Raw genomic sequence first — 21,962 nt, 5'->3', positions numbered from 1 at the left:
TTATAATCAAGTTAGCCACCTTTTAAAAGTGGCCAAATAAAAGACACCAAGACGAAAAAATCAGGTATCATTGAAGTTCCCACACTAAACAATGAAAGAGGTTTTCGTCTTGGTGCAAGAACAGCTTATCACATCTCACGTAAAGGGTCATCATTTAACTCAAATTGAGCGAGGCAGAATTGCTGGCTTACTTTCTGCAGGCAAATCTGCTCGTCAAATTGCCGCTGAAATTGGTGTCTGTCATCAAACTATTAATAATGAGCTTAAGCGTGGCCGCATTCAACAGGTAAAGAAACTCAATGGTAAAGAACAGTACTTTAGCGTTTATGCGCCTGATACGGCCCAAGTTCGGTATCAAACGAATCGACAACGCTGTCATCGACCTCTAAAATTTAAATTTGTTACTAACTTTCTGGCTTACTTTGATGATCATTTCCACCAAGATGATTGGTCACCTGATGCAGCAGTCGGCTTCGCCCACCAACAACATCTGTTTAAGCGCACGGAGATGGTTTGTACGAAAACTCTCTACAACTATATCGATGCGCAATTGTTAGAGATCCGTAATCTTGATTTGGTGGAGAAGGCTAACCGTCGTACTAAACATCACTGGTCAAACAAGCATCGACGTTTAGCTGGTAAAAGTATTGAGGAACGTCCTAAAAGGGTCGACAAACGCAAGGAATTTGGCCACTTTGAGATTGATACTGTAGTTGGTAAACGAAGTGGACATGAAAGTGTATTATTGACCTTCACGGAACGTAAAACTCGTTATGATATTGTTCGCTTGATTGAAGGCAAAGATGCTGATTCGGTATCGTATGCACTTAAGGGAATTTGTGCTGAATTTGGTGATCTTATTAAATCTGTTACTGCTGACAACGGAACGGAGTTCACAGCCTTGAATGCAGTCTTAGACGGCGTAGCTGACATCTATTATTCCCATCCGTATAGTTCCTTTGAAAGAGCAACCAATGAAACTCATAACCGCATGATTAGACGATATTTACCTAAGGGACACTCATTAGATACGATTGGTCCCAAGACGGTTTCAATGGTTGAAAGTCGTCTTAACCAATTACCGCGACGTATCTTGAAGTATCAAACCCCAAAAGAAGCTTTTCAAATTGAAGCAGCACGTATTCGTAAATCATGTAGTGCGTAGCTATTATCTTGACCTTCAATAGATATTCTGACTTGCCCCGCAACTTCGCCTGCGGGGTGGCTAACTTGTTCTTGCAATTTCCGATTAGAAAATGATTCGTCTTCCCTTGTTTTTAAAAAAATTCAATTTCCTACTAGAACTACAGGTTCATACGCTTTCCATACTTTATCTACAATTTTAGATTTAGCAAAGTTTTTATAAATACTACCGTACCTACAAAGTGTCACTGATTTCTCAAGATTTTATTGAATAGTACAAAATGAATTTCACCATTACCTAATTACAATTGATCATGATCGCCACTAACGTCTAAAAACACATAGAAAGCTTAACGACTTCATTCTTTAAATATTAAATTTTTAAAAAGGCACAGTAGCAAATTCCAATTCTTCCGCCCCGTGCGATAAAGAAGCAAGTAAGCAGAATTAGTTGCGTTTTGTACAATAAATTCAATTATATTCTGTAACGCAGTCCGGCATATGTCTTGCATATGTCATCGTCATGTGTTAACTTATGCTATTGAAAGGAATGATACTCATGCCAAAAACTGTTAAAACTCGTAAAGTTGCTAAATCTACTGTCATCACTGTTCCAAGTGAATTAAATGTGCCCACTGATGTTCAATTTAAGCCGTCAGTTAATGAACACGGAGACTTAATTTTTAAACGAATTGATCAATTAAATCAAGAGGAAACTACAAACATTACTGAATTTGTTGATCAATTTAAACCAGTTCTTGAGTATTTAAAGGACCGATAATATGAAGTTTAAATACTTAACAGTCCAGCAGCTTATTGAGATAAACAAGCAAGTTGTACTTCAGGTCGGTGGAACCAACTATGGTGTTCAATCTGTTGAGAGTTTGCACGTTGTTATTGAGCAACCGGCTCAGATCGTATTCGATCACGAACTGTATCCGACGATTTGGTTAAAAGCTGCTTTTATCCTGCAAAAAATTACCAAAAAACATGTTTTTGTGGATGGCAACAAACGAACTGCTTTGATGGCGAGTCTTTATTTCATCAATCAAAATGGCTACCAACTAGTTAACAACAGAATTGTTAATCAAGCTGGCGACTTTGTTCTCTCAGTTACCAATTCGCCTGACAACGAAGAAACCATGAAGCAAATAGCTAACTGGTTACAAGAAATTCACAAAAATAAATAACATCATCATTAATTAACACATGGCTCCATCTACGCCACTGCGTTATATCTGCAATCAAAAAGGTCAGGCAGCTTATACCAAATGAATAAAAAGCAGTAGATTTAGAGGTCTACAATCATTTCAAAAATCAGCTGGAACATCCAAGCTCAAACAGGTTCAAATAACCCGTACCCATTTTCGTACCTATTTGGCCAAAAACAAAAAAGCACAGGCCGTAAGCCCATGCTAAATGCTGTTATATCAATGATGCGTCAGGAGGGAATCGAACCCTCATCATGAGGACCGAAATCTCATGTGCTATCCATTACACTACCGACGCGTATAGTGTAATTCTAATGAACTTAGACCCAAATTTCAACCTTAAGTTTCATGTACCAATGGAATTTTAGCTTTTTTACAGCTAAAACTGTCCATTTAACACCCGATCAATCATATCCAGCACACCACCATGATTATTATCAAGCGGCGTCACTAGCGAGGTTACTGCCTTGGCTTCTGGCGCCGCATTTTTCATCGCGTAACCATATTTGGCATGCTGCAACATTTCAGCATCATTTTGATTGTCACCAAACGCCATCGTTTCCGCCATTGAGACGTTCCAGATCCGTTGTAATTGCTCTAATCCATACGCCTTAGTGACATGTGGTTTAATGATATCAATCCCACCAAGCCCACTCATCACTTCTGTTAAGTGGTCTCCAAACTCAGCGGACAATGCCGCATGTTTATCCCGCACATCACTCAAGTTGGGCCAATTAACGTCTACTTTATAAATATCATCTGTAACTGACAGAAGATCATCCCTATGGATAAGCTTTTCATAAAAGTATCTAGTTCGATCCCAAGTCTCGCTTTGAGGCGTGATATTTGTAGAGGCTGCTTTCTCACCAGACAAAATAATGACGGCATCCGCAAACATCGGCTGTTTCATCACCGTAGTTACAACTTCTTGCCACAATTCTGGTTCAATCGGACTGGAATCGAGCACTTGGTCTTTTTCCACAATCAAGGCCCCATCTTCCACCACATAGGTGAGATCACCGGTAAGCCCGGCCATCACTTTGGTACAGTGCAAATACTGATTTCCACTAGCTACAACAAAGTGAATGCCCTGTTGATTCATCTCGTCAAGTTGTGTTTGAAACCGAACGCGATCAAACTCGTGTTGATCATCTAAGAATGTGCCGTCAATGTCGCTCGCAATTAATTTAATGCTCATTTAGAACTCCTTTAAATTAGCGTTGATTAATAACTCTGCTGATTTCTTTACTTAAATAAATTAACATACCATTTGCATCCTTACGAAAATCATCTTCGAAGGAAGCCCCTTGAGATTTAACAGTTCCAGCGGGCTTTTCAGGTGTTTCATACACAGTAATTGTGTCGTTATCTAAGGTACAAGAATAATAATGGCCTTCAAGTTGTTCATCTAAAATTGATTGCGCATTATCTTGAATGGCATCAAAAATAACTTCTTTTTCATCGCTGGTATGTCCTAGTTCTTCTAGTTGGGCAATTTTAACTTTAACCTCTGTCATGTCTTGTGGAATTTGAATCATTTTTCTCACGTCTCCCTATGATTAATCTATTTAAACGTGTCAAAAAAGGCCGGCCTTTAAAAGCTACCCACCTTTTAAGAACACTTCTTCATTCTAGCATTGTCCGTACCAACTTCCCAATAATGTTATTCGTCATTCCAGAATAGTTTTACCGGTATAAAGTTCGTAGTACTCGCCTTTTTCTTCCATCAGGGATTCATGGTTCCCAGCTTCAACGATATTACCATCCTCAATCACAAGAATTGCATCCGAATTATGAATTGTAGATAAACGATGAGCAATCACAAACGTCGTCCGACCCCGCATTAAATTATCCATCCCGGATTGAACCAAGGATTCCGTTCGCGTATCAATACTTGAAGTAGCTTCATCCATAATCATGGTTGGTGGATCAGCAATGGCCGCCCGTGCAATTGATAATAATTGACGCTGCCCTTGTGATAAATCAGACCCAGAACCGTCAATCACCGTGTCGTATCCTCTAGGCAAATTACGAATAAAGCTATCCGCATTTGCCAATTTAGCGGCCGCGATCACCTCTTCATCTGTGGCCTCTAAACGACCATAGCGAATATTATCACGAATTGAAGCAGTAAATAAATTCGTATCCTGCAAAACAATTCCCATCGATAACCGCAAACTAGCCTTTTGGATTTGTTTGATATCGATACCGTCATAAATAATCTGACCACTGGAAATATCATAGAAACGATTCAACATATTGGTAATGGTGGTCTTGCCGGCTCCGGTTGCCCCGACAAACGCCATCTTTTCCCCAGGTTTCGCATCTAATGAAATGTGATGTAAAACAGTCTTTTTGCCATCATAGCTAAAGCTGACATCTTTAAATTGAATGTGGCCTTTGACCGGTATGAGTTTAACAGTGCCATCAGCTTCAACCGTTTTCCAGGCCCATTTATCAGTCCGGACACTGGTCTCTGTCAAGACGTGCTGCTCGTTTTCAGTCACATAAACTAAGGTTGTATTTCCTGAATCCTGTTCAACCGGTTCATCAAACAATTGAAACATCCGTTGCGCACCGGCCAACCCCATGATAATCGAGTTTAACTGCATGGTAATTTGCGCAATTGGTTGACTAAAAGAACGGCTCAACTGAACGAACGCGGCAATTTCACCTAGCGTAATGGGCGTGACATGATTAACTGCCAAATACCCACCCACAACGGCAATCAGCACATATAAAATATTGCCGACATTTCCCATGATTGGGAATAACATCGTTGAAAGGCCATTAGCCATGCTGGCGTCTTGACGTAATTCTTCATTTCGTGTATCAAATCCTGCTTTAGATTGTTTCTCATGAGAAAATACTTTAATAACTTTTTGACCATTCAGCATTTCTTCGATATAACCATCAATATTTCCTAACGACTTTTGTTGCATGCGGAAATAATAACTACTTTTCGAACTTAATTTTCGTACGATAAAGACACTCAGCGCAAAAATTACCAAACTAATTATGGTCAACATTGGACTCAACGTAATCATGGCTGTTAATGTGAAAACAATGTTAAAAAGCGCGTTGATAAACATGGGGAAACTCTGTTCTACCATTTGCCGCAAAGTATCCACATCGTTGGTGTAACGGCTCATGACATCCCCATAATCGTTGGAATCAAAATAACTCAAGGGCAACTTTTGCATGTGGGTAAACATTTCATCCCGAATTCGTTTTTGCAATTTCTGCCCAGTCATAATCATCAACTGTGAATATAACAAGGTTCCGACGACCCCCAACAAATAAATTGCCCCCATTAAAATGATCATATGCAATAATGGGGTGAAATTTGGATGAGCAACTTTCATTAATGGCGTAATGTAGTCATCAATCAAACGCTGAATAAATAGTGTCCCAATGACTGATGCTCCAGCCGAAATAATCACAGAGAAGAAGGCAATAAAAAGGGCAAAGTGACTTTTCTGCAAAATATATTTTAATAACCGCCATAAAATCTGCCACGCCGAGCCATCTAGTTTAGCTCTTCCGGCAACTCTAGTTCTTTGCATGCGCTTCTCCTCCTTTGATTTGAGAGTTATAAATCTCTTGGTAAAGTTCGTCTGATTTCATCAGTTCATCATGCGTACCGACTGCTTCAATCTTGCCTTGATCAATGACCACAATTCGATCTGCACCTTGCACGGAAGAAATCCGTTGGGCAATGATCAGCTTGGTCATTTCAGGCAATTCATCACGAAACGCCTTTTGAATCAAGCTGTCTGTATGCGTATCGACGGCACTGGTTGAATCATCAAGAATTAAAATCTTAGGCTTTTTCAACAGGGCTCGAGCAATTGTCAGCCGTTGTTTTTGGCCACCAGACACGTTACTCCCACCTTGTTCAATGTGTGTATTGTAACCATCTGGCAAACTTTGAACAAAGGCATCCGCTTGAGCTAATTTGGCAGCCTGCACTAATTGTTCGTCAGTAGCTTCTTCATCACCCCAGCGTAAATTATCCGCAATGGTCCCTGAAAACAAAACGTTTTGTTGCAGCACCATGGAAACATTATCCCGAAGTGTTTTAATGTCATAGTTTCGCACATCTTGACCACCAACTTTGACGACCCCTTGATTAACATCATAAAGGCGAGGAATCAGCTGTACAAGCGTACTCTTCCCACTTCCAGTTTCACCAATCACCCCAATAGTCTCGCCTGGTTTGATATGCAAATTAATACCTTCCAACCGCGTTACTTGGTCATCTTCATAGGCAAAATCCACATTATCAAATTCAATGTCGCCATCTTTTACCTCAGTTACGGGGTTTTTCGGATTTATCAGCGTACTTTCATACGTCAAAACTTCATTGATCCGCTGTGCAGAGGCTAAAGAAATTGTCATTTGATTAAACACATTTGATAACATATTCAAACTCATCAAAACTGACATGGCATAAGCTATTAAACTAACTAATTGACCAGTCTGCATGGTGCCATCCACAATCCTTCTAGCCCCAAACCACGCCAAGAACAGTAATGTGCCATACATCACAAACTGCATAATGGGACTATTTAATTGGAGAATCCGTTCTGCTTTACTGAAGACTTCATAGATCCTAGAAGAAGCTTGCGCCGCTTTTTTATCTTCCGTTTCAGCACGATTGTAAGTTTTTACTACCCGAATGCCACGTAAATTTTCTCGAACAACCTGGTTCAATCCATCATAACGTTGGTAAACCTTCTTAAACAGCGGTCGACCAATGGCGATAATCACCGTTAATCCGATTACCATGGCCGGTACAGACACAACAAAAACCATGGCCATTTGTGCATCCACCGTGAAAGCCATTGTGATTGAAAAGATTAGCATCAATGGGGCTCTGGCAGCCATTCGAATCAACATTTGAAAAGCTTGTTGAATATTCATGATGTCCGTTGTAAGCCGCACCACAATGCTAGAGGTCGAAAAATGATCCACATCTTCAAAGGAGAAATCCTGAATGTGATGATATAAATCATGGCGCAGATTTTTTGCAAATCCCGCACTAGCCTTACTTGAATACCAACTAGCTCCTGCACCACCGGCTAAAGAAATTAGTGTCCCCACTAACATAAAGGCCCCTAACTTTTCGATATACGCTAAATTTCCGGGAACAATTCCCTTATCGATCATTTTTGACATTAAAAACGGAATAAACGTTTCGATAAAGGTTTCGATGGCTACCAATATTGGTGAAAGCAAGGCATACTTTTTATACTCTCTTACTGAATGTCCAATTCGTTTTAGCACTAGTCGTCACCTCCTACTTTTGCATCTTTTAAATTTTTCGTCATTTGTTGAGTTACTCTTTGCCAAGTAGCAATGTCGTCTACAGAAACTCCTTGGATCATCTTATTTTCAAAATCGATCGTCCCTTGGACAACACTTTTCTGGAATTTTAAAGCCTTGGGGGTAAGCACAATTAGTTTCAATCGGGCATCATTTTCGACCGCTTCACGCGTAATGTAGCCATTATCTTCTAATTTCTGTAACAGACTAGTTACCGATGACCGCCGAATACCAAATTGTTTTTCGATGTCTCGTTGGTAAACTGCCTGCTTTCCCGCGCGCATCAGAAGAAAGTGTAAAACGCTCCCTTGTTTACCAGTGATATCATCATCCAAAAAGCTTTCATTAAATTTTCGGGTTGAGCAATTCGCCAGAATATGAATTTGCCGATTAATTCCAAGATGTTTTTGCATAAGTAGCCTCTGCATTTTTATTGTTAGAATTCTAACAATCTAAGATACCACTTTCAAAAATGACTTGCAATTATTCGGATTTGAGACAAAAAAATAGACAGTCCGCTCCCCTAATTCGGTTTTTACTCTCGAATTGGTTGAGCAACTGTCCTGTTTAAAATTAAGATTACAAAATTGCTTTTAGATCTAGTAAGTCGTCAATTTGATAAGTTGGACTCACTGATGAATGATTTGGTTGTAACGCTGGATTAAACCAGACTGAATCGATTCCCGCATTGGCGCCACCCTGAATATCGGACGTTAATGAATCACCGATTATTAAAGAATTTTTGGGAGTAAACCCAGCAATATGTTGGGCAATAAAATCGAAAAATTCAATTCTTGGTTTTTGATAGCCAACTTCTTCAGACACAAAAATATGTTTAAAGTATGTAGTCAATCCCGAATCGTTTAGCCGTTGCTGTTGAACAGATCCAATCCCGTTGGAAACGATAAATAGATTAAATTGGTCTTTCAAACTGTTCAGTAATTCTACCGCGTGGGGTTCTAACTGGTGACCCTGATTCAAAAATTCTCGATAAATTTTTTCATACTTAATCCCATCAACTGCCTCATTAAAATGGGCGAAAAGTTTGGTAAATCGCGTGTTAACCAGTGTTTGGCGATCTAATTGGCCAAGCTCAAAGCGTTGCCACATATGCTCATTAAGTGTGCGAAAATAGGTAACCATGTCATCTGTTAGTGGATATTTAATTTCTGTAAACAGCCCTTTAAGCGCCTGATTCTCAGCTGCTTGAAAATCTAATAACGTATCATCCACATCAAATAATAAATTCTGATATTTCATGCTTTTCACCTCAATCCCTCTTGTGTTGCATTATACCAAATTCTACCCAATTTTGACGAATTTCTTTGGAATATCCGCGTAAATAATGGTCATTTCACTCTCAACTATGGTACATTAAATGTAAGGGCTCAACATTACGAAAAGGATCAGTCCGGCTGGGTGTCGAAATGCCGTAGTGATAATGGTATTTTGCGGATGTAAAATAGCCATTAAATATGAGGAGGGCCAGTCCGACTTGGCGTTATCGCCTTAGCGAGGATGGTCACCGTAACGAGAATAGGATTTTGCGGACGCAAAATAGTCACTAAAAAACGAGGAGGGCCAGTCCGACTTGGCGTTATTGCCTTAGCGAGGATGGTCACCGTAGCGAAAATAAGATTTTGCGGATGCAAAATAGCCATTAAATATGAGGAGGATTTACCATGAACGATTTAACGAAACTTGCAGAAGAGATTATTAATTACCAAAAGAAACATGATATGACAGATGCTTCAGTGGCATTTGGCACACATTTATCTGTGGAAAAAATCCATAACATCAAAATTAACAAGTATAATCCAACGGAAGATGATGTTCGCCGGATTAGTAACTTTATGAGAGATAATAAATAGTGAAAGAAGTCAGTTGTAAAAAGAGACCCATAAGTGTGACGGATACAGGATCGTGATCCCGTGGAAGTCATACTTATGGGTCTCTTTTTGACTTGCTTAGTTGTCCTGAAAAATAAAGGCAAAGTTCCAAGTCATTTCAAAGCCGATTTTTTAGATTTTATTATACTTTTTGCGCTTCTACATAGGCCTGATAAGTTTCCTCATCAAAACAAACCATTGTCACATCTTTGACATTTTGGGCAGTTTTTAAAAATTCATTGATAGTCGTAACCGCAAGCTCAGCTCCCGCTTGCAGTGGGAACCGGTACACACCTGTGCTAATCGACGGAAACGCCACACTGCCACAGTGATTTTCTTCTGCTAATCGTAAACTATTTTGATAACTACTTCGGAGCAATTCAGCTTCATGATGCTGGCCACCACGCCAAATGGGACCTGGTGTATGAATGACAAACTTAGCTGGTAATTTAAAACCAGGCGTTATCTTAGCCTCACCCGTTTTACAACCATGGAGCAATCGACAAGCCGCCAATAACTCTGGACCAGCTGCGCGATGGATCGCCCCGTCAACACCGCCCCCACCAAGTAATGTGGTATTAGCTGCATTCACAATTGCATCCACGTGCATGGTCGTCACATCCCCACAAATTACTTCAAATGCCATTTCTTTCACCTCTTACAAAAGTCCCTTATCACGCAAATGATTTTCAATGAGAACCGCATTTAAGAAGTCAAACGACAGTTCATCCACCTCTTCAATCGCAATTTCCACGCCTGTTTGATCGACATATAAATCAGGATCAATCACATGGAACCGGAAAGTGTCAGCAGTCACATCCGTCACATAGCCCATTTCGCGGGCACTACTTAGTAAAGCGATGCTCAAGACCCGTGAAAAGATCTCAGTTTGTTTGAGTAACGCCATCATCAAATCATCCGTAGCATCAAATAAACGTTCCTCATTAAGCACCGGTTGTACGAAGGTCTGGTTCTTTTTTTGATACCCAATAAAAGCCTTCATGACCTGCATATAATCGGATTGCAATGTGATGCTGGCGATTGCATCAAGCCGAATTAGTGAATAGCCACCGAATTGCCCGGCCATATCCACTAAATTGCACAAAACTTCTGTCTCATTGACGGCATTTACGGTCCCCACAAAAAAGTTTGGTGATTTAGTTTCGTCATTAATTGTAATCAGTTCTTGCTTTTGTTCCGCGTTTTTCAAAACTGCATAAAAACCTTTTGCATCGGTTAACGTTAACCGAGATTCTGGTTGCTGCTGTGCAATTTTGGGCCAGGTCGCCGTTTCAACTGCTAGTTCTCGTCCAGAAAACTCCACAATTTCGGCTTCTGTATATTTAAACGTAGTTGTAATTTCATGCGTCAAATTAAATTTGTCCACTAAATGCATTTCAAAATCATTTTCATGGATTGCAGTAACAGCGCCCTCTTGATAATGCTCTAGATCGCTTCTAGTTAAAACTAAAAACTGTTTGTTTTTATAAGCAGCTTCCACTACTTGTTTAATTAAATCACTAGTTGAAACGAAAACCGGAATCTGATCCGTTACCGTAAATAGCTGATCGTTTTCCGCAATCTGAATGGTTTCCAACATGTTATCCAGATCAGGACTGTCAAACTCCACATTATCAATGGCATCAAATTGAATGTAGACCGCGCCATCAGCTTGGCCAGTATCATCGTAAGTGTTAAGAATGACCCCATCCGCACCAATACTATTAACAAAGCCGGTATAAAATGTTTCCTGTTCTTTTGGAAAAACGTTAGCTAACCGTTGATCATTCTTGGCAAACTCCAAATCATATAAAATTGAATCCATCGAAACACCCCCTAATCTGAATTTCTTCTCATTATATATACAACCAACAAGCCCAAGAGAACTAATCCTCCAAGCACGAAAAATGTTCCATGATTAAACCAATCAGAAATGAATCCGAAGACAAACGACCCGAATGGATGCATACTGTCAAAACAGAGAAACCAAATCGAAAAAACCCGGCCTAAAAAGGCCACATCTGTCAAATCTTGAACAATGGTCATCATGCGGATTCCCATTCGTGAAGTATAAAATCCGTAACCAAATGCAGAAATTAACAACAACCCATAATTAACCCAAACGCCGGTCAATATCAAAATGATTGCTAAAATAAAAGCATCCTGATAATTCGTTTTAATTTTTGGTTTATGTTTATTTAAAACTAAAGATAGGCCTCCCAGCATACCGCCCACAGCTATCAACGTCAAGACATAACTATATAATTTCTCATCGCCGTTATAATAGCGATCCACGTCATAAGGAAGTAACAGTGTGTAGCCGGCGTACATGGCGGCTAAAAACGCGTCAAAAATAATCAGCTGGAACACGTCTCGTTTATTTCGAACGTATGCCAAACCCTTGGCCAAGCTCTCTAAAATCGGCATTGATTCTTTAGTATGGTCTTTTTCCGGCTTGTACTTCAGTGCCAAAGTCAAAATAAAGGATAACAAAAATGAACCGGCATTGATAAATAAAAAGGACCGAAAATTAATCCAGTGCAAGGTCAGTAAGAAGCCACCAAACAATGGCGCAATGATATCTGCCAGGGTCAGGCCCGTGTTTGACCAAGAATTAAATACCGACAATTTATCACTGCGAATGATTTCTGGAATTACCGCTTTAGCAGCTGGAAAGTTAAATGCCAACCCAATATCAATGATGCAAGTTAACAAAACTAATTGGTAAAATACCGGCTCGTTGACATCCATAATCCCGGCCATAATTAAACACGCGAGGAAACTAACGAGATCAGCAAGTAACATAACGAGTTTCCGATTATATTTATCAACCAACGGACCAGCAAATAAATCACCTGCCACTAAAACAATTCCCCCGATTCCTTGCACAATCCCTAGCAAGGAGGCGTGACCGGTAGCTCGGACAATAAACCAGTTTAGCCCAAAAATAAAGAGCGCATCTCCTAGTCGCGACACAAATGGGCTAAAGAATAATGGCCAACTAAATTTTTGTTTTGTTCGATCATCCATTTCACACACCTCCAAGTAGTACGTCTCTTCATTCTACAAGAGTTGTGCAGACGTGACAATGCTTGAAGACAGCCAAAAACAACCACCCAAGTTTTTAAACAAGTGTGGTTGCCAGTTAATTATTTAAATTAGAAAAAAACTTTATCTTGCCGGATTATTTTTAATTCCATTTTTGTCCGTAAAATCAATAAAACCAACGTTATCGTCAATGGCACCACCATCTCCGCTTAGTTGCAAAGTTCCAAGATGGCTGTTGAATTTCATCGTCATATTTTCTTCCAAATCATCAGTTGAGTAATCCTTAATTAATAAATCACCAATGTTAGACTGCACAGTCTCGTTATAGCCGGTTACCGGCATATCCTTAGCTACAATATTAATGGTAAACTGGACTTGCATATGAATCATCGCATGTTGGGAATAGTCTCCCACCCCATCTTCAAAAGTTAATAATAAACGTTTATTGTCATCCAAATGAGCTTGAATTTTTTCTGCAGATGCCGAATCAAATTTAATATTCATTATGACGCCCTCCAATTCGATTTTTCTTCATTGTAATCGCTTAATCGCAAAACACCAAGCATATTTACTTGGAACTTCACAAAAATGCTTTATGCTAGAGTTATACGTTTAAACTGAAAAGAAAATTAAAAGGAGTAACCATGGAAAAATTCGAAAAATATCGCCCAATCCTGACCCCCCATTTCACTCTGGATTGGCTTACAGCCACAAAAGTTAAAGATATTTATACGCTGCGCCATGACGAAAACATCGCCAAAATGAGTGATCGGACAATTGATCCCACGATCCAAGATACTGTTGATTACGTGAATCAAGCCATGCGTCTGATCATGAACAACGACTCTTTGTTATGGGGAATCTCCGATCGTAAAATTGATGAATTTTTGGGAACTTTTTGCATTTGGAATTTTAATGACCCCAAAACGGCCGCAGAAATTCGGTTTGAAATCCTTCCCAATCAACAAAATCATGGCATCATGACCGAAATTCTTCAACATATGACAGAATTTGCCTTTAATGAGTTGGGTTTAACAACTTTATATGCGGTCGCAAAGCAGGCCAACACACCAGCAATCACGGTCTTAAAGAAAACCGGCTTTGAAATTGATCCAACCTATCCCGGTGGGAAAAACACTTTAAGTTTTTCAATCTCCAAATCCGTTTAGTCGTTGTACCATTCCAATTTTTCTAAACTTTTTTTAATCGCGTCCAGTGACTTTTGTGCATCTGAAGTCGGGACGCTTTTTTGTTGCACTTTTTTTGGAGATTTCGGAGTTGTTTGGGACATAACGGGCTTACTAGCAACTGATTGTCGTTGTGTACCACTCATTTTATCCATCGTTTGATTTAATAAATGATCCACAAAAACATTGCCTTCATTAGTGGCGTGGCCTTTTGTCCAATGAAACTGCAAATGACTGAACTTAGGTAAAAGCCCGTCCAATTGTCGCCACAACTCGCTGTTAGCTAATGGTTGCCCCGTTCCACGTTTCCAGCCGCGCCGTTTCCAGCCAGCTATCCAGTGCTTTTGAATCGCATTTAAAACATACTGGGAATCCGTCACAATTGAAATAGCAGCCGTTTGTTTTCGATTGGCTTCCAGCCATTCCAAGGCACGAATCAACGCCATGATTTCCATGCGGTTATTCGTTGCGCCAAACTCACCTTGAGAATCCGAGACTTGTTGACCATTTAAATTAATCAAATATGCCCAAGCTGCTTTATCCTGTTTCTTAACGTGTCCGCCATTCACATTCCCCGTATTTCGGGATCCACCGTCTGTATACACCACAAGGTCGGAATCATTTGGTTGTTGGCTTGGGGCAGGAGTTATTTTTTTAGAAACTGTTTTTTTCGTAATTGTCCCACCATCATCTAACCATTGACGGGCCTCAGCTTCCGTTGTGAACCCTTTGTATCTTGCCCCAGGAAAACCATCGATCATTGCCTTAGTCTCGTTCCAGTCCGTAAAAATACCGGTTTGCTTGCCTTTTGCGACTGCGTAAAATTTTTTCTTACTTGCCATGTTAGTTTTCTCCAATTCATATGTATAAAAAAATTCCTCTAGGATAAGTTTAATACCATTGTATCAACTTATCCTAGAGGAATCGAACACGTTATCCGAAACGGAATCATTAGCATCCAAAATTGCTAGACCTCGAATTTCTTATTAGTTTGCGTACTGTTGTACTAGACCATTAGTTTTTTCGTTTAACTTGTTAAGTGCTTCAGTGATTGTCACACCACTGGCTTTAATATTTGGATCGCGTTTTTCACTTGCCCAGAATAATTGTGTTTCTGTATCCAAAGCAATGCGATAATCACGATTACTAAAATTTCCAAATCTCATTGTAAAACCTTCTTTCCTTATTGTTTCTCAACAAAGGATTAGAATGAGATACGAAATATCAATGCTTCAAAATGAATATCTTTTGCTGCAGCCGCGTTCTTCCCTTCAAAAATGATATGTCGTACCAACTACCTTTGTTAGCTGTAGTTACTGTACTTGCATTTGTAACTACTATTTTGAATACTAACACTAAAATAGAATTAAAGGCAAGCAAAACGATTCAAAAATAAGAAGTAATGCATAACGTTCACCGATAACTTGAACTAAATGAAACTAAAAGTACGCTCATCTACTCATTCGGGTATATAATATAGTCATTTAAAGCGTTTTCGAAAGCTGACTTTTGGATGCATGCTCAGTAATTGCAGAGAGGAAGTTTAACATGAAAAAAAAATTACGTTATCTTACTTTATCTATTGTTGGTTTAGTACTGGTATGTTTAATATTTATCAGTTTATCATCGTATAGCAAACACAAGGCCTCCTTTGACACTAATGTTGTTAGCTCCAGTAAACAAGATAGCACTAATGCCGCATGGTGGGCACACACGTGGTCAGTTCCTGATAAAAAGTCGTCATCTACTACCAAAAAATTCAATCCAAGAAAAACTTCTGTCACTAATTTTAGTAATGATACTAACACGACAAAAAAATGAAGAGAAAAGCGTTAAATTCTGACTGCCATTTTACATGTGAACCATCTTTTATTCCATAAGTTTTTACCTTTTAGTCATTTACCGCTAAGCCTTACTTAGGACAGCTTAACAAGTCAAAAGGCCGGAAATAAGTATGCTTCCAACGGGATTGCGATCCCGCATACTTCCCTTACCTGCACCTCTTCGCTAAGCCTTAGGACAGCTCGACAAGTCAAAAGGCCGGAAATAAGTATGCTTCCCGCGGGATGCGATCCCGCATCCAGCACACTTATTTCCGGCCTTTTACCGACTTGTCTCACTCACTAGCCTTTGTTCAAAATATACAAGAAGAAGATAAACACGAAGAACAATCCGTACATAATCGGATGCACTTCCTTACCTCGTTTTGCAGCAATCATTGTAATTGGGTACGTAATAAACCCAAGGGCAATCCCATCCGAAACACTATACGTCAATGGCATTCCGATCAAAATCAAAAATGCTGGAATGGCAATTTCCATTTTTTCCCAAGCAATATGTTTCATGGATTGTGCCATCAATACCCCAACAATAATCAACGCTGGTGCTGTTACCTGACTCGTGACAACAGCTAACATTGGTGAGAAGAATAATCCCAAGATAAACAATACTCCGGTTGTCACAGCCGTTAATCCAGAACGACCACCAACGGCAATTCCGGCTGAAGATTCAACATACGCGCCAACTGGTGAAGTTCCAAAGACTGAACCAGCCAACATTGCAGTCGAATCTGACATCAAAGCTTTACCAACTCGTGGCATTTTATTATCTTTCATAAATCCAGCTTGCTGTGCTAAACCAACCAAGGTACCAGCTGTATCAAAGAAAGTAACCAATAAGAATGTTAAAACAACCACCCATAATTGGACTGTATTAATATCACCAATATGTCGTACGCCAACCATAAATGTTGGTTTCAAACTTGGAGCAGCTGATACCCATTGGGCTGGTGCCTTAATCAAACCAGTTAGCAAACCTAATATTGCAGTTGCTGCCATACCAATAAAAATTCCACCTGGTACACGACGAACCATTAAAATTGCAGTTAAAATTAAACCAAAAATTGTTAACCAGGTTGTGGCAACTCCCAATGAACCTAAACCAACCACTGTCGATTTATTAGCGACGATCAAACCACCATCATGTAAACCAATAAAAGCAATAAACAACCCAATCCCACTAGAAATCGCGTATTTCAAATCTGCAGGAATGGCATTAATAATCATTTCACGTAATTTAAAAATTGTAATGACAATAAAAATCAACGAAGCAACAAAAACGCCGGCCAATGCTGTTTGCCAAGGAATCTTCATCCCGATACAAACTGAATAAGCGAAAAAAGCGTTAATTCCTAATGCTGGTGCTGTTGCAATTGGATATTTAGCAAGCACTCCCATCAAGAAACAACCCAACGCACTAGCTAAGGCTGTGGCTGTAAACACAGCCCCTTTGTCCATTCCTGAAGCTCCCAAGACACTTGGATTCACAAATAAAATGTAGGCCATTGAGATGAACGTGGTAAATCCTGCCAAGATTTCCCGTTTCACGGTTGTATGTAACTGATCGATCTCAAAATAATTCTTAATCTTTTCTCCCATAACTGCATTTCTCCCTTAGCCTTGCTAATTTCAAATTAGCTCTATATGTTTGTTCGTGTTTTACTATCAAAACCACAATATATATCTTACTATAAAATCGTTTCAAAGTAAAACACAAACTTTATATTATTTTACATTTGCAAATGGTTTAAAAAAGCAATCTAAATTTATTTAAAATTCAGATGATTGGCTCTCGTATTTCTTATAATAAGGGTGTATAATTCATGTTTATGACAGCGTGTCATATTGGGCACGTATAAACGTAAAATTAAAGGATGGTACATTATGAAAAAGTTTTTAACTGGGGTTATTGGTCTATTGGCGCTCGCCACGTTAGCTGGTTGTGGCAATCATAAATTATCCGTTGGCGCATCCACGAAAACGCCGAGTGGAATGGTAGCCGTCATTAAAGGAAAGACGAGTAAAAATGCCAAAATAAGTTACAAAATTGATAACCAATCAAAAAAGGCTGTCAAAAATACTGATGGTGCTTATATAATCGAAGTTCCCGCTAAAACTAAGCAGCAAACTGTTGTCGTTACATCTCAAAAAGATTCTGACGTCATCACTAAAAAAGTTACTATTAATAAAACCAAGGCGCTTGGCAAATACAAAACAATTTCCGCTAGCTATAACCAGGCAGTCATTGGGATGTCTCTATCAAAAGCTGATCAAAAGAAAGCTAAGGATTTAGCGGCAGCTGAAAAAAAGGCTAAGGCTAGTTCATCGACAACAACTTCAGCAGCTAAAGCCAAAGCAGCGATTGCTAAGCTTCCTGCATCCCAACAAAAGGCTGCTCTTGCAAAATTACAGGCCCAAGCAAAAGAAATGACTGCCCTTCAAAAAGAAGGCAAAGAAGTCCAGGCTGCAATGGCAACCGCTAAGAAAGAAAACAAAGATAAATTATTACCTACTACCTTATCAAATGGTGTAAAAAATGTGATTACCCAACACAATTACACCGTTCGGGCCAACTATCAGGACAAGAACTTAATGGGCTTGACCCTTATCGTGCCTGTAAAAGCCATGAAACAAAAAGATGGTCAAAAAGATTTTGGAACTGTTTTTGCGCTATTATCTAATGAATTAGGCGCAAACTATAAGTCAGTTATGAAACAATTTGAAAAATTACAAAAAGATGCAAAAAATAGTAGCAGTACTTCGACTGCCACTAACGTGATTAAATCTAACGGTGTCAAATTTGCAGTCGGTTATTCAACCACTCACCTTTATATTTATATTACTAAATAAATTTTGGTATCTAAAAACACCAACTGATCACTTTAAAAATGATTGGTTGGTGTTTTTTTATTCCTGGGAATTTTATGCACTGTTTTTAGGACAGCTCAACAAGTCAAAAAGAGACGCATAAGCACGCCTCCAGCGGGATTGCCATCCCGTATCCGTCACACTTATGCGTCTCTTTTTACCAACTTGTTTCACTCACTTCCTTAGGACAGCACAAAAAATATAAGCATGCCTACCGTGGGATTGCGATCCCGCATCCGTCACACTTATGCGTCTCTTTTTACCAACTTGTTTCACTCACTTCCTTAGGACAGCTCGACAAAGCAAAGGCCGGAATATAACTATCCTTCCAGCGGGATTGCAATCCCGCATCCAGGACAGTTATATTCCGGCCTTTAACGCTTTATCTCACTCACTACCGCTTCAATCCACTCACTACCAGATTTGCACCCGTTTCTCCGGTGCCAAGTACATACCATCGCCAGGTTGCACATTGAAAGTCTCGTAAAACTCATCAAAGTTTTTAACCTGCACATTTGCCCGCAACTTATCTGGGGCATGCACATCAATTGAAAGGAGTAATTGTTTGCGTTCCTTTGTCGCCTTACTACGCCATACTGTTGCCCAGTTTACAAAGAACTCTTCTAAATCAGGATCACCAGTCAGCTTAGCCGCACCCAAAGCACAACTCAAACCACCATCATCAGCCACGTTTTCGGTTACCACTAACTTACCGTTAACCTTACCGCCCGCATATGGGAGTCCATCAAATTCGTCAATCATGGCTTGCGAACGCTTTTTGAATTCCTTCATATCATCATCTGTCCACCAGTTATTCAAGCTTCCGTTTTCATCAAACAAAGCACCATTCGGATCAAACGCATGCGAAATTTCATGAGCCATAACTGCCCCGATACCACCGTAATTTTGGCTTGCTGTTTGTTTTAAACTGTAAAATGGTGCTTGAAGAATCGCTGCTGGGAAACAAATCAAGTTACCTTCTGGTGAATAATACGCATTCACAGTGTCAGCACTCATTTCCCACTTTTCTTTGTCGACTGGTTGATTAAATTTGCTGAGTTCATCTTCAGTAAACACTTTAGAAAAGGCCTGAATATTTTCTAGCAAACTACCGCCTTCTGCAGCTGTGGTTGTATGCAACTTCTTGAAGACGTCTTCCATCTTGTCTGGATAACCAACATGGATATCCATCGCGCTTAACTTCACAACCGCTTTTTCACGAGTCGCCTTGCTAAGCCATGTGTTGTTCTGGAGCTTTTGTTTATAGACACCTGTCATAGCTACAACCATATCATGAACGTCTTGCTTAGCTTTTTCACCAAAATACTTCTTACCATAGTAGTCACCAACAACTTGACTAAAGATCCGCCGTGCCAAATAAAAGGCACTCTTTTCCTGTTTCATTGCAGCTTTCTGACCAGATAAAGTTCGTGAATACGTTCCAGCAACTTGACGGAAGTCTTCTCCCAAATACGTTGCCAGATGACGAACAACATTGACAATTGCCCAATTCTTAAATGCTGGGAAAGTCTCTTTATTAACCATTTTAGTAAAGTTTTCAAAGAACTTTGGTTCCGTGACGATCACTTGCTTTGGTTTTTCACCTAACAATTCAACAACGGCATCCCCAATCTTAAATTCACCTAATTGTTTGACAAATTCATCAAATTCAACCGGATTATATAAGTTGGCAACATCGCTCATCTCTTCAGAATTTTTCTTAAACGGTGCCATCGAAGCATCAAATTGTTTGGCATCCGCCACCATTTTTTTAGCTTCATCTTCAGATTTACCCACCATTGTGAGTAACTTCTCTACCATTTGTGTAAAGACTGCTAAAAGCTGGGGACCAGCCTGATTATCTTTATCATAATAGGTTTTGTCAGGAAGAATCAAACCGCCACCTTCAGCCCAGAGTACATTGAGTTTAGTTTTGCCTTGGCTCTTAAGGTCAGGCTGCACACCAATATCAAATGGCGTTGGTAAGCCCTCAACGGACCACTCTTTAAATTGTTTGCTGAGCTCTTCAAAACTAGAAACTGCTTCAACTTTATCAATATATGGTTTCAAAGGAGCGGCACCATCTTGATCCCGTTTTTTAAAGTCTGCTGCTAATTCATAAAACTTCAAAAATTCTTTCATCAATGGGTTTTCATTAACAAGCTTGCCAGATTTCATATCAGCAAAATCACTCATTAATTTTTCGTCCACATCATCTACTAAATCCATAAAACCACCTGTCGAAGAGTGGTCTCCTGGAATTACTGCAGTTTCAAGCCATTCGCCATTTACTGCATCATAAAAATCATTTCTTAATTTTGTTTTATCAGCCATTTCATCCCAACCTTTTTCTTTAGATAGCAATAGTATAGCGCACTTTTAATTTTCTCACAAAATTTTAATCTTACGATACTGCATTACTAATATAATCGCGCAACTTTTGGCCAGTTAACCCGGCACTAATTCCGACCAGTAGCTTGATCCGCGCCTTAGGTCCATTTAATCCTTGGCAGAATGTGACGCCCATTCGTTCCAGCGCAATCCCACCACCCGGATAATCATAAATTGGTTCAGCCACCCCGTTATAACAGCGAGAAACCATCACTACCGGAATATCATCGGCGATAAGGTGCTGAATCGCTTCAACCGTTTCAAGTGGCATGTTCCCAGCGCCTAAGCCTTCAATGACAAGCCCATTTGTATCTTCTTGGTCCAAACAATTTAACAAACTAGCCGGCATGCCGGCATAGGCCTTCAACAAATACACGTTATGTTTAAGTTTATCAACTTGCACATCGGCTTGCTGAATTAATTCTTGAAAATAGTGAATACCGCGCTTGCCAACTAACCCAATTGGTCCAAACGTGGGGGTGCGAAAAGTATCGACATTCGTAGTATGCGTTTTGGTCACATAGCGAGCCGTGTGAATTTCGTCGTTCATAACCACTAAAACACCTTTGTCAACAGACTCGTCCGCAGCAGCCGTTAAAATTGCACTTTGAAAGTTATAAACACCATCTGAACCGAGCTCGTTAGAAGACCGCATTGCCCCTGTTAAAACGACTGGTAAATGATTTGGCAAGGTTAAATCCAAAAAATAAGCCGTTTCTTCTAATGTATCTGTCCCATGCGTAATCACAATGCCATCATAATCCTGTGTTTCGGCTTTTTTTACGCGTTGTTGCATCTTAAACATATCTGCGGGTGTGATGTGTTCTGAAGGTTTATTTAAAATCGTTTCGTTTGTCAATTCAATATTATCGTCAATAAAACGGCTGTCTAACAAAGGATTTTCCTTATTTGTCGAAACTTCGCCCAGTTCATTTGCCGACATCGAAATTGTGCCACCTGTATGTAGTGCCAATATTTTTTTCATTGTTGGGCCTCCTAATTTAGATTGTGCTTGGAATCGTTTTGAGACACTCTCCCTCGATTCTAATCGATTGAAAG

Annotated in this window: 21 protein-coding genes and 1 tRNA gene; 6 read left to right on the top strand and 16 right to left on the bottom strand. The window is 39.7% G+C overall.

From position 1 onward, the window contains the following. The first annotated feature begins 91 nt into the window (after window positions 1-91). The 3 genes from PI20285_RS00740 to PI20285_RS00730 all read left to right on the top strand — a co-directional run bounded on the left by PI20285_RS00740 (window position 92) and on the right by PI20285_RS00730 (window position 2,333). Window positions 92-1,165: an IS30 family transposase gene (locus tag PI20285_RS00740; RefSeq protein WP_105782159.1), complete on the top strand. Its 1,074-nt coding sequence runs from the start codon at window positions 92-94 to the stop codon at window positions 1,163-1,165. Window positions 1,166-1,702: 537 nt separating this feature from the next. Then, the gene (locus PI20285_RS00735) at window positions 1,703-1,924 is read left to right on the top strand and encodes a hypothetical protein (RefSeq protein WP_057774361.1); all 222 of its coding nucleotides are present in this window, start codon (window positions 1,703-1,705) and stop codon (window positions 1,922-1,924) included. A 1-nt stretch (window position 1,925) separates the two neighbouring features. Continuing rightward, window positions 1,926-2,333 (top strand): type II toxin-antitoxin system death-on-curing family toxin, encoded by a 408-nt coding sequence (locus PI20285_RS00730; protein ID WP_057774364.1) that lies wholly within the window; start codon window positions 1,926-1,928, stop codon window positions 2,331-2,333. 247 nt (window positions 2,334-2,580) lie between these two features. On the opposite strand, the gene PI20285_RS00725 is transcribed toward PI20285_RS00730, so the two are convergent. The 7 genes from PI20285_RS00725 to PI20285_RS00695 form a co-directional block, all read right to left on the bottom strand. After that, window positions 2,581-2,652, bottom strand: a tRNA-Arg gene (locus tag PI20285_RS00725). An 81-nt stretch (window positions 2,653-2,733) separates the two neighbouring features. Further along, window positions 2,734-3,552 carry a Cof-type HAD-IIB family hydrolase gene (locus PI20285_RS00720; RefSeq protein WP_057774367.1) on the bottom strand — a complete coding sequence of 273 codons (819 nt, stop codon included), beginning with the start codon at window positions 3,550-3,552 and terminating at the stop codon, window positions 2,734-2,736. A 16-nt stretch (window positions 3,553-3,568) separates the two neighbouring features. Continuing rightward, window positions 3,569-3,892: a hypothetical protein gene (locus PI20285_RS00715; RefSeq protein ID WP_057774369.1), complete on the bottom strand. Its 324-nt coding sequence runs from the start codon at window positions 3,890-3,892 to the stop codon at window positions 3,569-3,571. A gap of 132 nt (window positions 3,893-4,024) precedes the next feature. Then, entirely contained in the window at window positions 4,025-5,920 is a 1,896-nt protein-coding gene (locus PI20285_RS00710) for an ABC transporter ATP-binding protein (protein WP_057774372.1), read from the bottom strand. Then, window positions 5,907-7,643: an ABC transporter ATP-binding protein gene (locus PI20285_RS00705; protein WP_057774375.1), complete on the bottom strand. Its 1,737-nt coding sequence runs from the start codon at window positions 7,641-7,643 to the stop codon at window positions 5,907-5,909. Before PI20285_RS00705 ends, PI20285_RS00710 begins: the two co-directional genes overlap by 14 nt. Further along, window positions 7,643-8,095, bottom strand: coding sequence for a MarR family winged helix-turn-helix transcriptional regulator (locus PI20285_RS00700; protein ID WP_057774378.1), 453 nt, complete (start codon window positions 8,093-8,095; stop codon window positions 7,643-7,645). Before PI20285_RS00700 ends, PI20285_RS00705 begins: the two co-directional genes overlap by 1 nt. 166 nt (window positions 8,096-8,261) lie before the next feature. Next, window positions 8,262-8,942, bottom strand: coding sequence for a YjjG family noncanonical pyrimidine nucleotidase (locus PI20285_RS00695; protein WP_057774380.1), 681 nt, complete (start codon window positions 8,940-8,942; stop codon window positions 8,262-8,264). Between the two features lie 422 nt (window positions 8,943-9,364). On the opposite strand from PI20285_RS00695, the gene PI20285_RS00690 reads away from it, so the two are divergent. Beyond that, on the top strand, window positions 9,365-9,553 hold the full coding sequence (locus PI20285_RS00690) for an LBP_cg2779 family protein (protein WP_057774383.1): 189 nt from the start codon (window positions 9,365-9,367) through the stop codon (window positions 9,551-9,553). 160 nt (window positions 9,554-9,713) lie between these two features. Here the strand turns inward: PI20285_RS00690 and PI20285_RS00685 are convergent, their stop codons facing one another. The 4 genes from PI20285_RS00685 to PI20285_RS00670 form a co-directional block, all read right to left on the bottom strand. Next, entirely contained in the window at window positions 9,714-10,217 is a 504-nt protein-coding gene (locus PI20285_RS00685; protein WP_057774385.1) for an O-acetyl-ADP-ribose deacetylase, read from the bottom strand. 12 nt (window positions 10,218-10,229) lie between these two features. Further along, window positions 10,230-11,396 carry a hypothetical protein gene (locus tag PI20285_RS00680; RefSeq protein ID WP_057774388.1) on the bottom strand — a complete coding sequence of 389 codons (1,167 nt, stop codon included), beginning with the start codon at window positions 11,394-11,396 and terminating at the stop codon, window positions 10,230-10,232. An 11-nt stretch (window positions 11,397-11,407) separates the two neighbouring features. Then, window positions 11,408-12,601, bottom strand: a complete 1,194-nt coding sequence (locus PI20285_RS00675) for an MFS transporter (protein WP_057774390.1) — start codon at window positions 12,599-12,601, stop codon at window positions 11,408-11,410. 141 nt (window positions 12,602-12,742) lie between these two features. After that, the gene (locus PI20285_RS00670; RefSeq protein WP_057774393.1) at window positions 12,743-13,123 is read right to left on the bottom strand and encodes an iron-sulfur cluster biosynthesis family protein; all 381 of its coding nucleotides are present in this window, start codon (window positions 13,121-13,123) and stop codon (window positions 12,743-12,745) included. Between the two features lie 140 nt (window positions 13,124-13,263). Between PI20285_RS00670 and PI20285_RS00665 the strand changes: the two genes are divergently transcribed. Beyond that, window positions 13,264-13,788, top strand: a complete 525-nt coding sequence (locus tag PI20285_RS00665; RefSeq protein ID WP_057774396.1) for a GNAT family N-acetyltransferase — start codon at window positions 13,264-13,266, stop codon at window positions 13,786-13,788. Here the strand turns inward: PI20285_RS00665 and PI20285_RS00660 are convergent. The 3 genes from PI20285_RS00660 to PI20285_RS00645 all read right to left on the bottom strand — a co-directional run bounded on the left by PI20285_RS00660 (window position 13,785) and on the right by PI20285_RS00645 (window position 17,243). After that, window positions 13,785-14,648 (bottom strand): ribonuclease H family protein, encoded by an 864-nt coding sequence (locus tag PI20285_RS00660; RefSeq protein ID WP_057774399.1) that lies wholly within the window; start codon window positions 14,646-14,648, stop codon window positions 13,785-13,787. The two genes, PI20285_RS00665 and PI20285_RS00660, sit on opposite strands and share 4 nt — an antisense overlap. Before the next feature lie 144 nt (window positions 14,649-14,792). Beyond that, a complete protein-coding gene (locus tag PI20285_RS00655) occupies window positions 14,793-14,972 on the bottom strand; it encodes a hypothetical protein (RefSeq protein ID WP_057774402.1) in 180 nt (59 codons plus the stop codon). Between the two features lie 957 nt (window positions 14,973-15,929). Next, complete coding sequence (locus PI20285_RS00645) at window positions 15,930-17,243, bottom strand: NCS2 family permease (RefSeq protein WP_057774408.1); 1,314 nt, start codon at window positions 17,241-17,243, stop codon at window positions 15,930-15,932. A gap of 285 nt (window positions 17,244-17,528) precedes the next feature. Between PI20285_RS00645 and PI20285_RS00640 the strand changes: the two genes are divergently transcribed. Then, the gene (locus PI20285_RS00640; RefSeq protein WP_057774412.1) at window positions 17,529-18,494 is read left to right on the top strand and encodes a hypothetical protein; all 966 of its coding nucleotides are present in this window, start codon (window positions 17,529-17,531) and stop codon (window positions 18,492-18,494) included. A 432-nt stretch (window positions 18,495-18,926) separates the two neighbouring features. Here PI20285_RS00640 and PI20285_RS00635 read toward each other — a convergent pair whose 3' ends face one another. Together PI20285_RS00635 and PI20285_RS00630 are read right to left on the bottom strand one after the other, a co-directional pair. Then, window positions 18,927-20,846: a M13 family metallopeptidase gene (locus PI20285_RS00635; protein ID WP_057774414.1), complete on the bottom strand. Its 1,920-nt coding sequence runs from the start codon at window positions 20,844-20,846 to the stop codon at window positions 18,927-18,929. Window positions 20,847-20,916: 70 nt separating this feature from the next. Continuing rightward, window positions 20,917-21,888: an asparaginase gene (locus tag PI20285_RS00630; protein ID WP_057774417.1), complete on the bottom strand. Its 972-nt coding sequence runs from the start codon at window positions 21,886-21,888 to the stop codon at window positions 20,917-20,919. Between the last annotated feature and the right edge of the window lie 74 nt (window positions 21,889-21,962).

The organism is Pediococcus inopinatus (assembly GCF_002982135.1).
Classification (GTDB): Bacteria; Bacillota; Bacilli; order Lactobacillales; family Lactobacillaceae; genus Pediococcus; species Pediococcus inopinatus.
The sequence above is the reverse complement of the archived record's forward strand: the minus strand, read 5'-3'. Positions and strand labels throughout refer to the sequence as shown.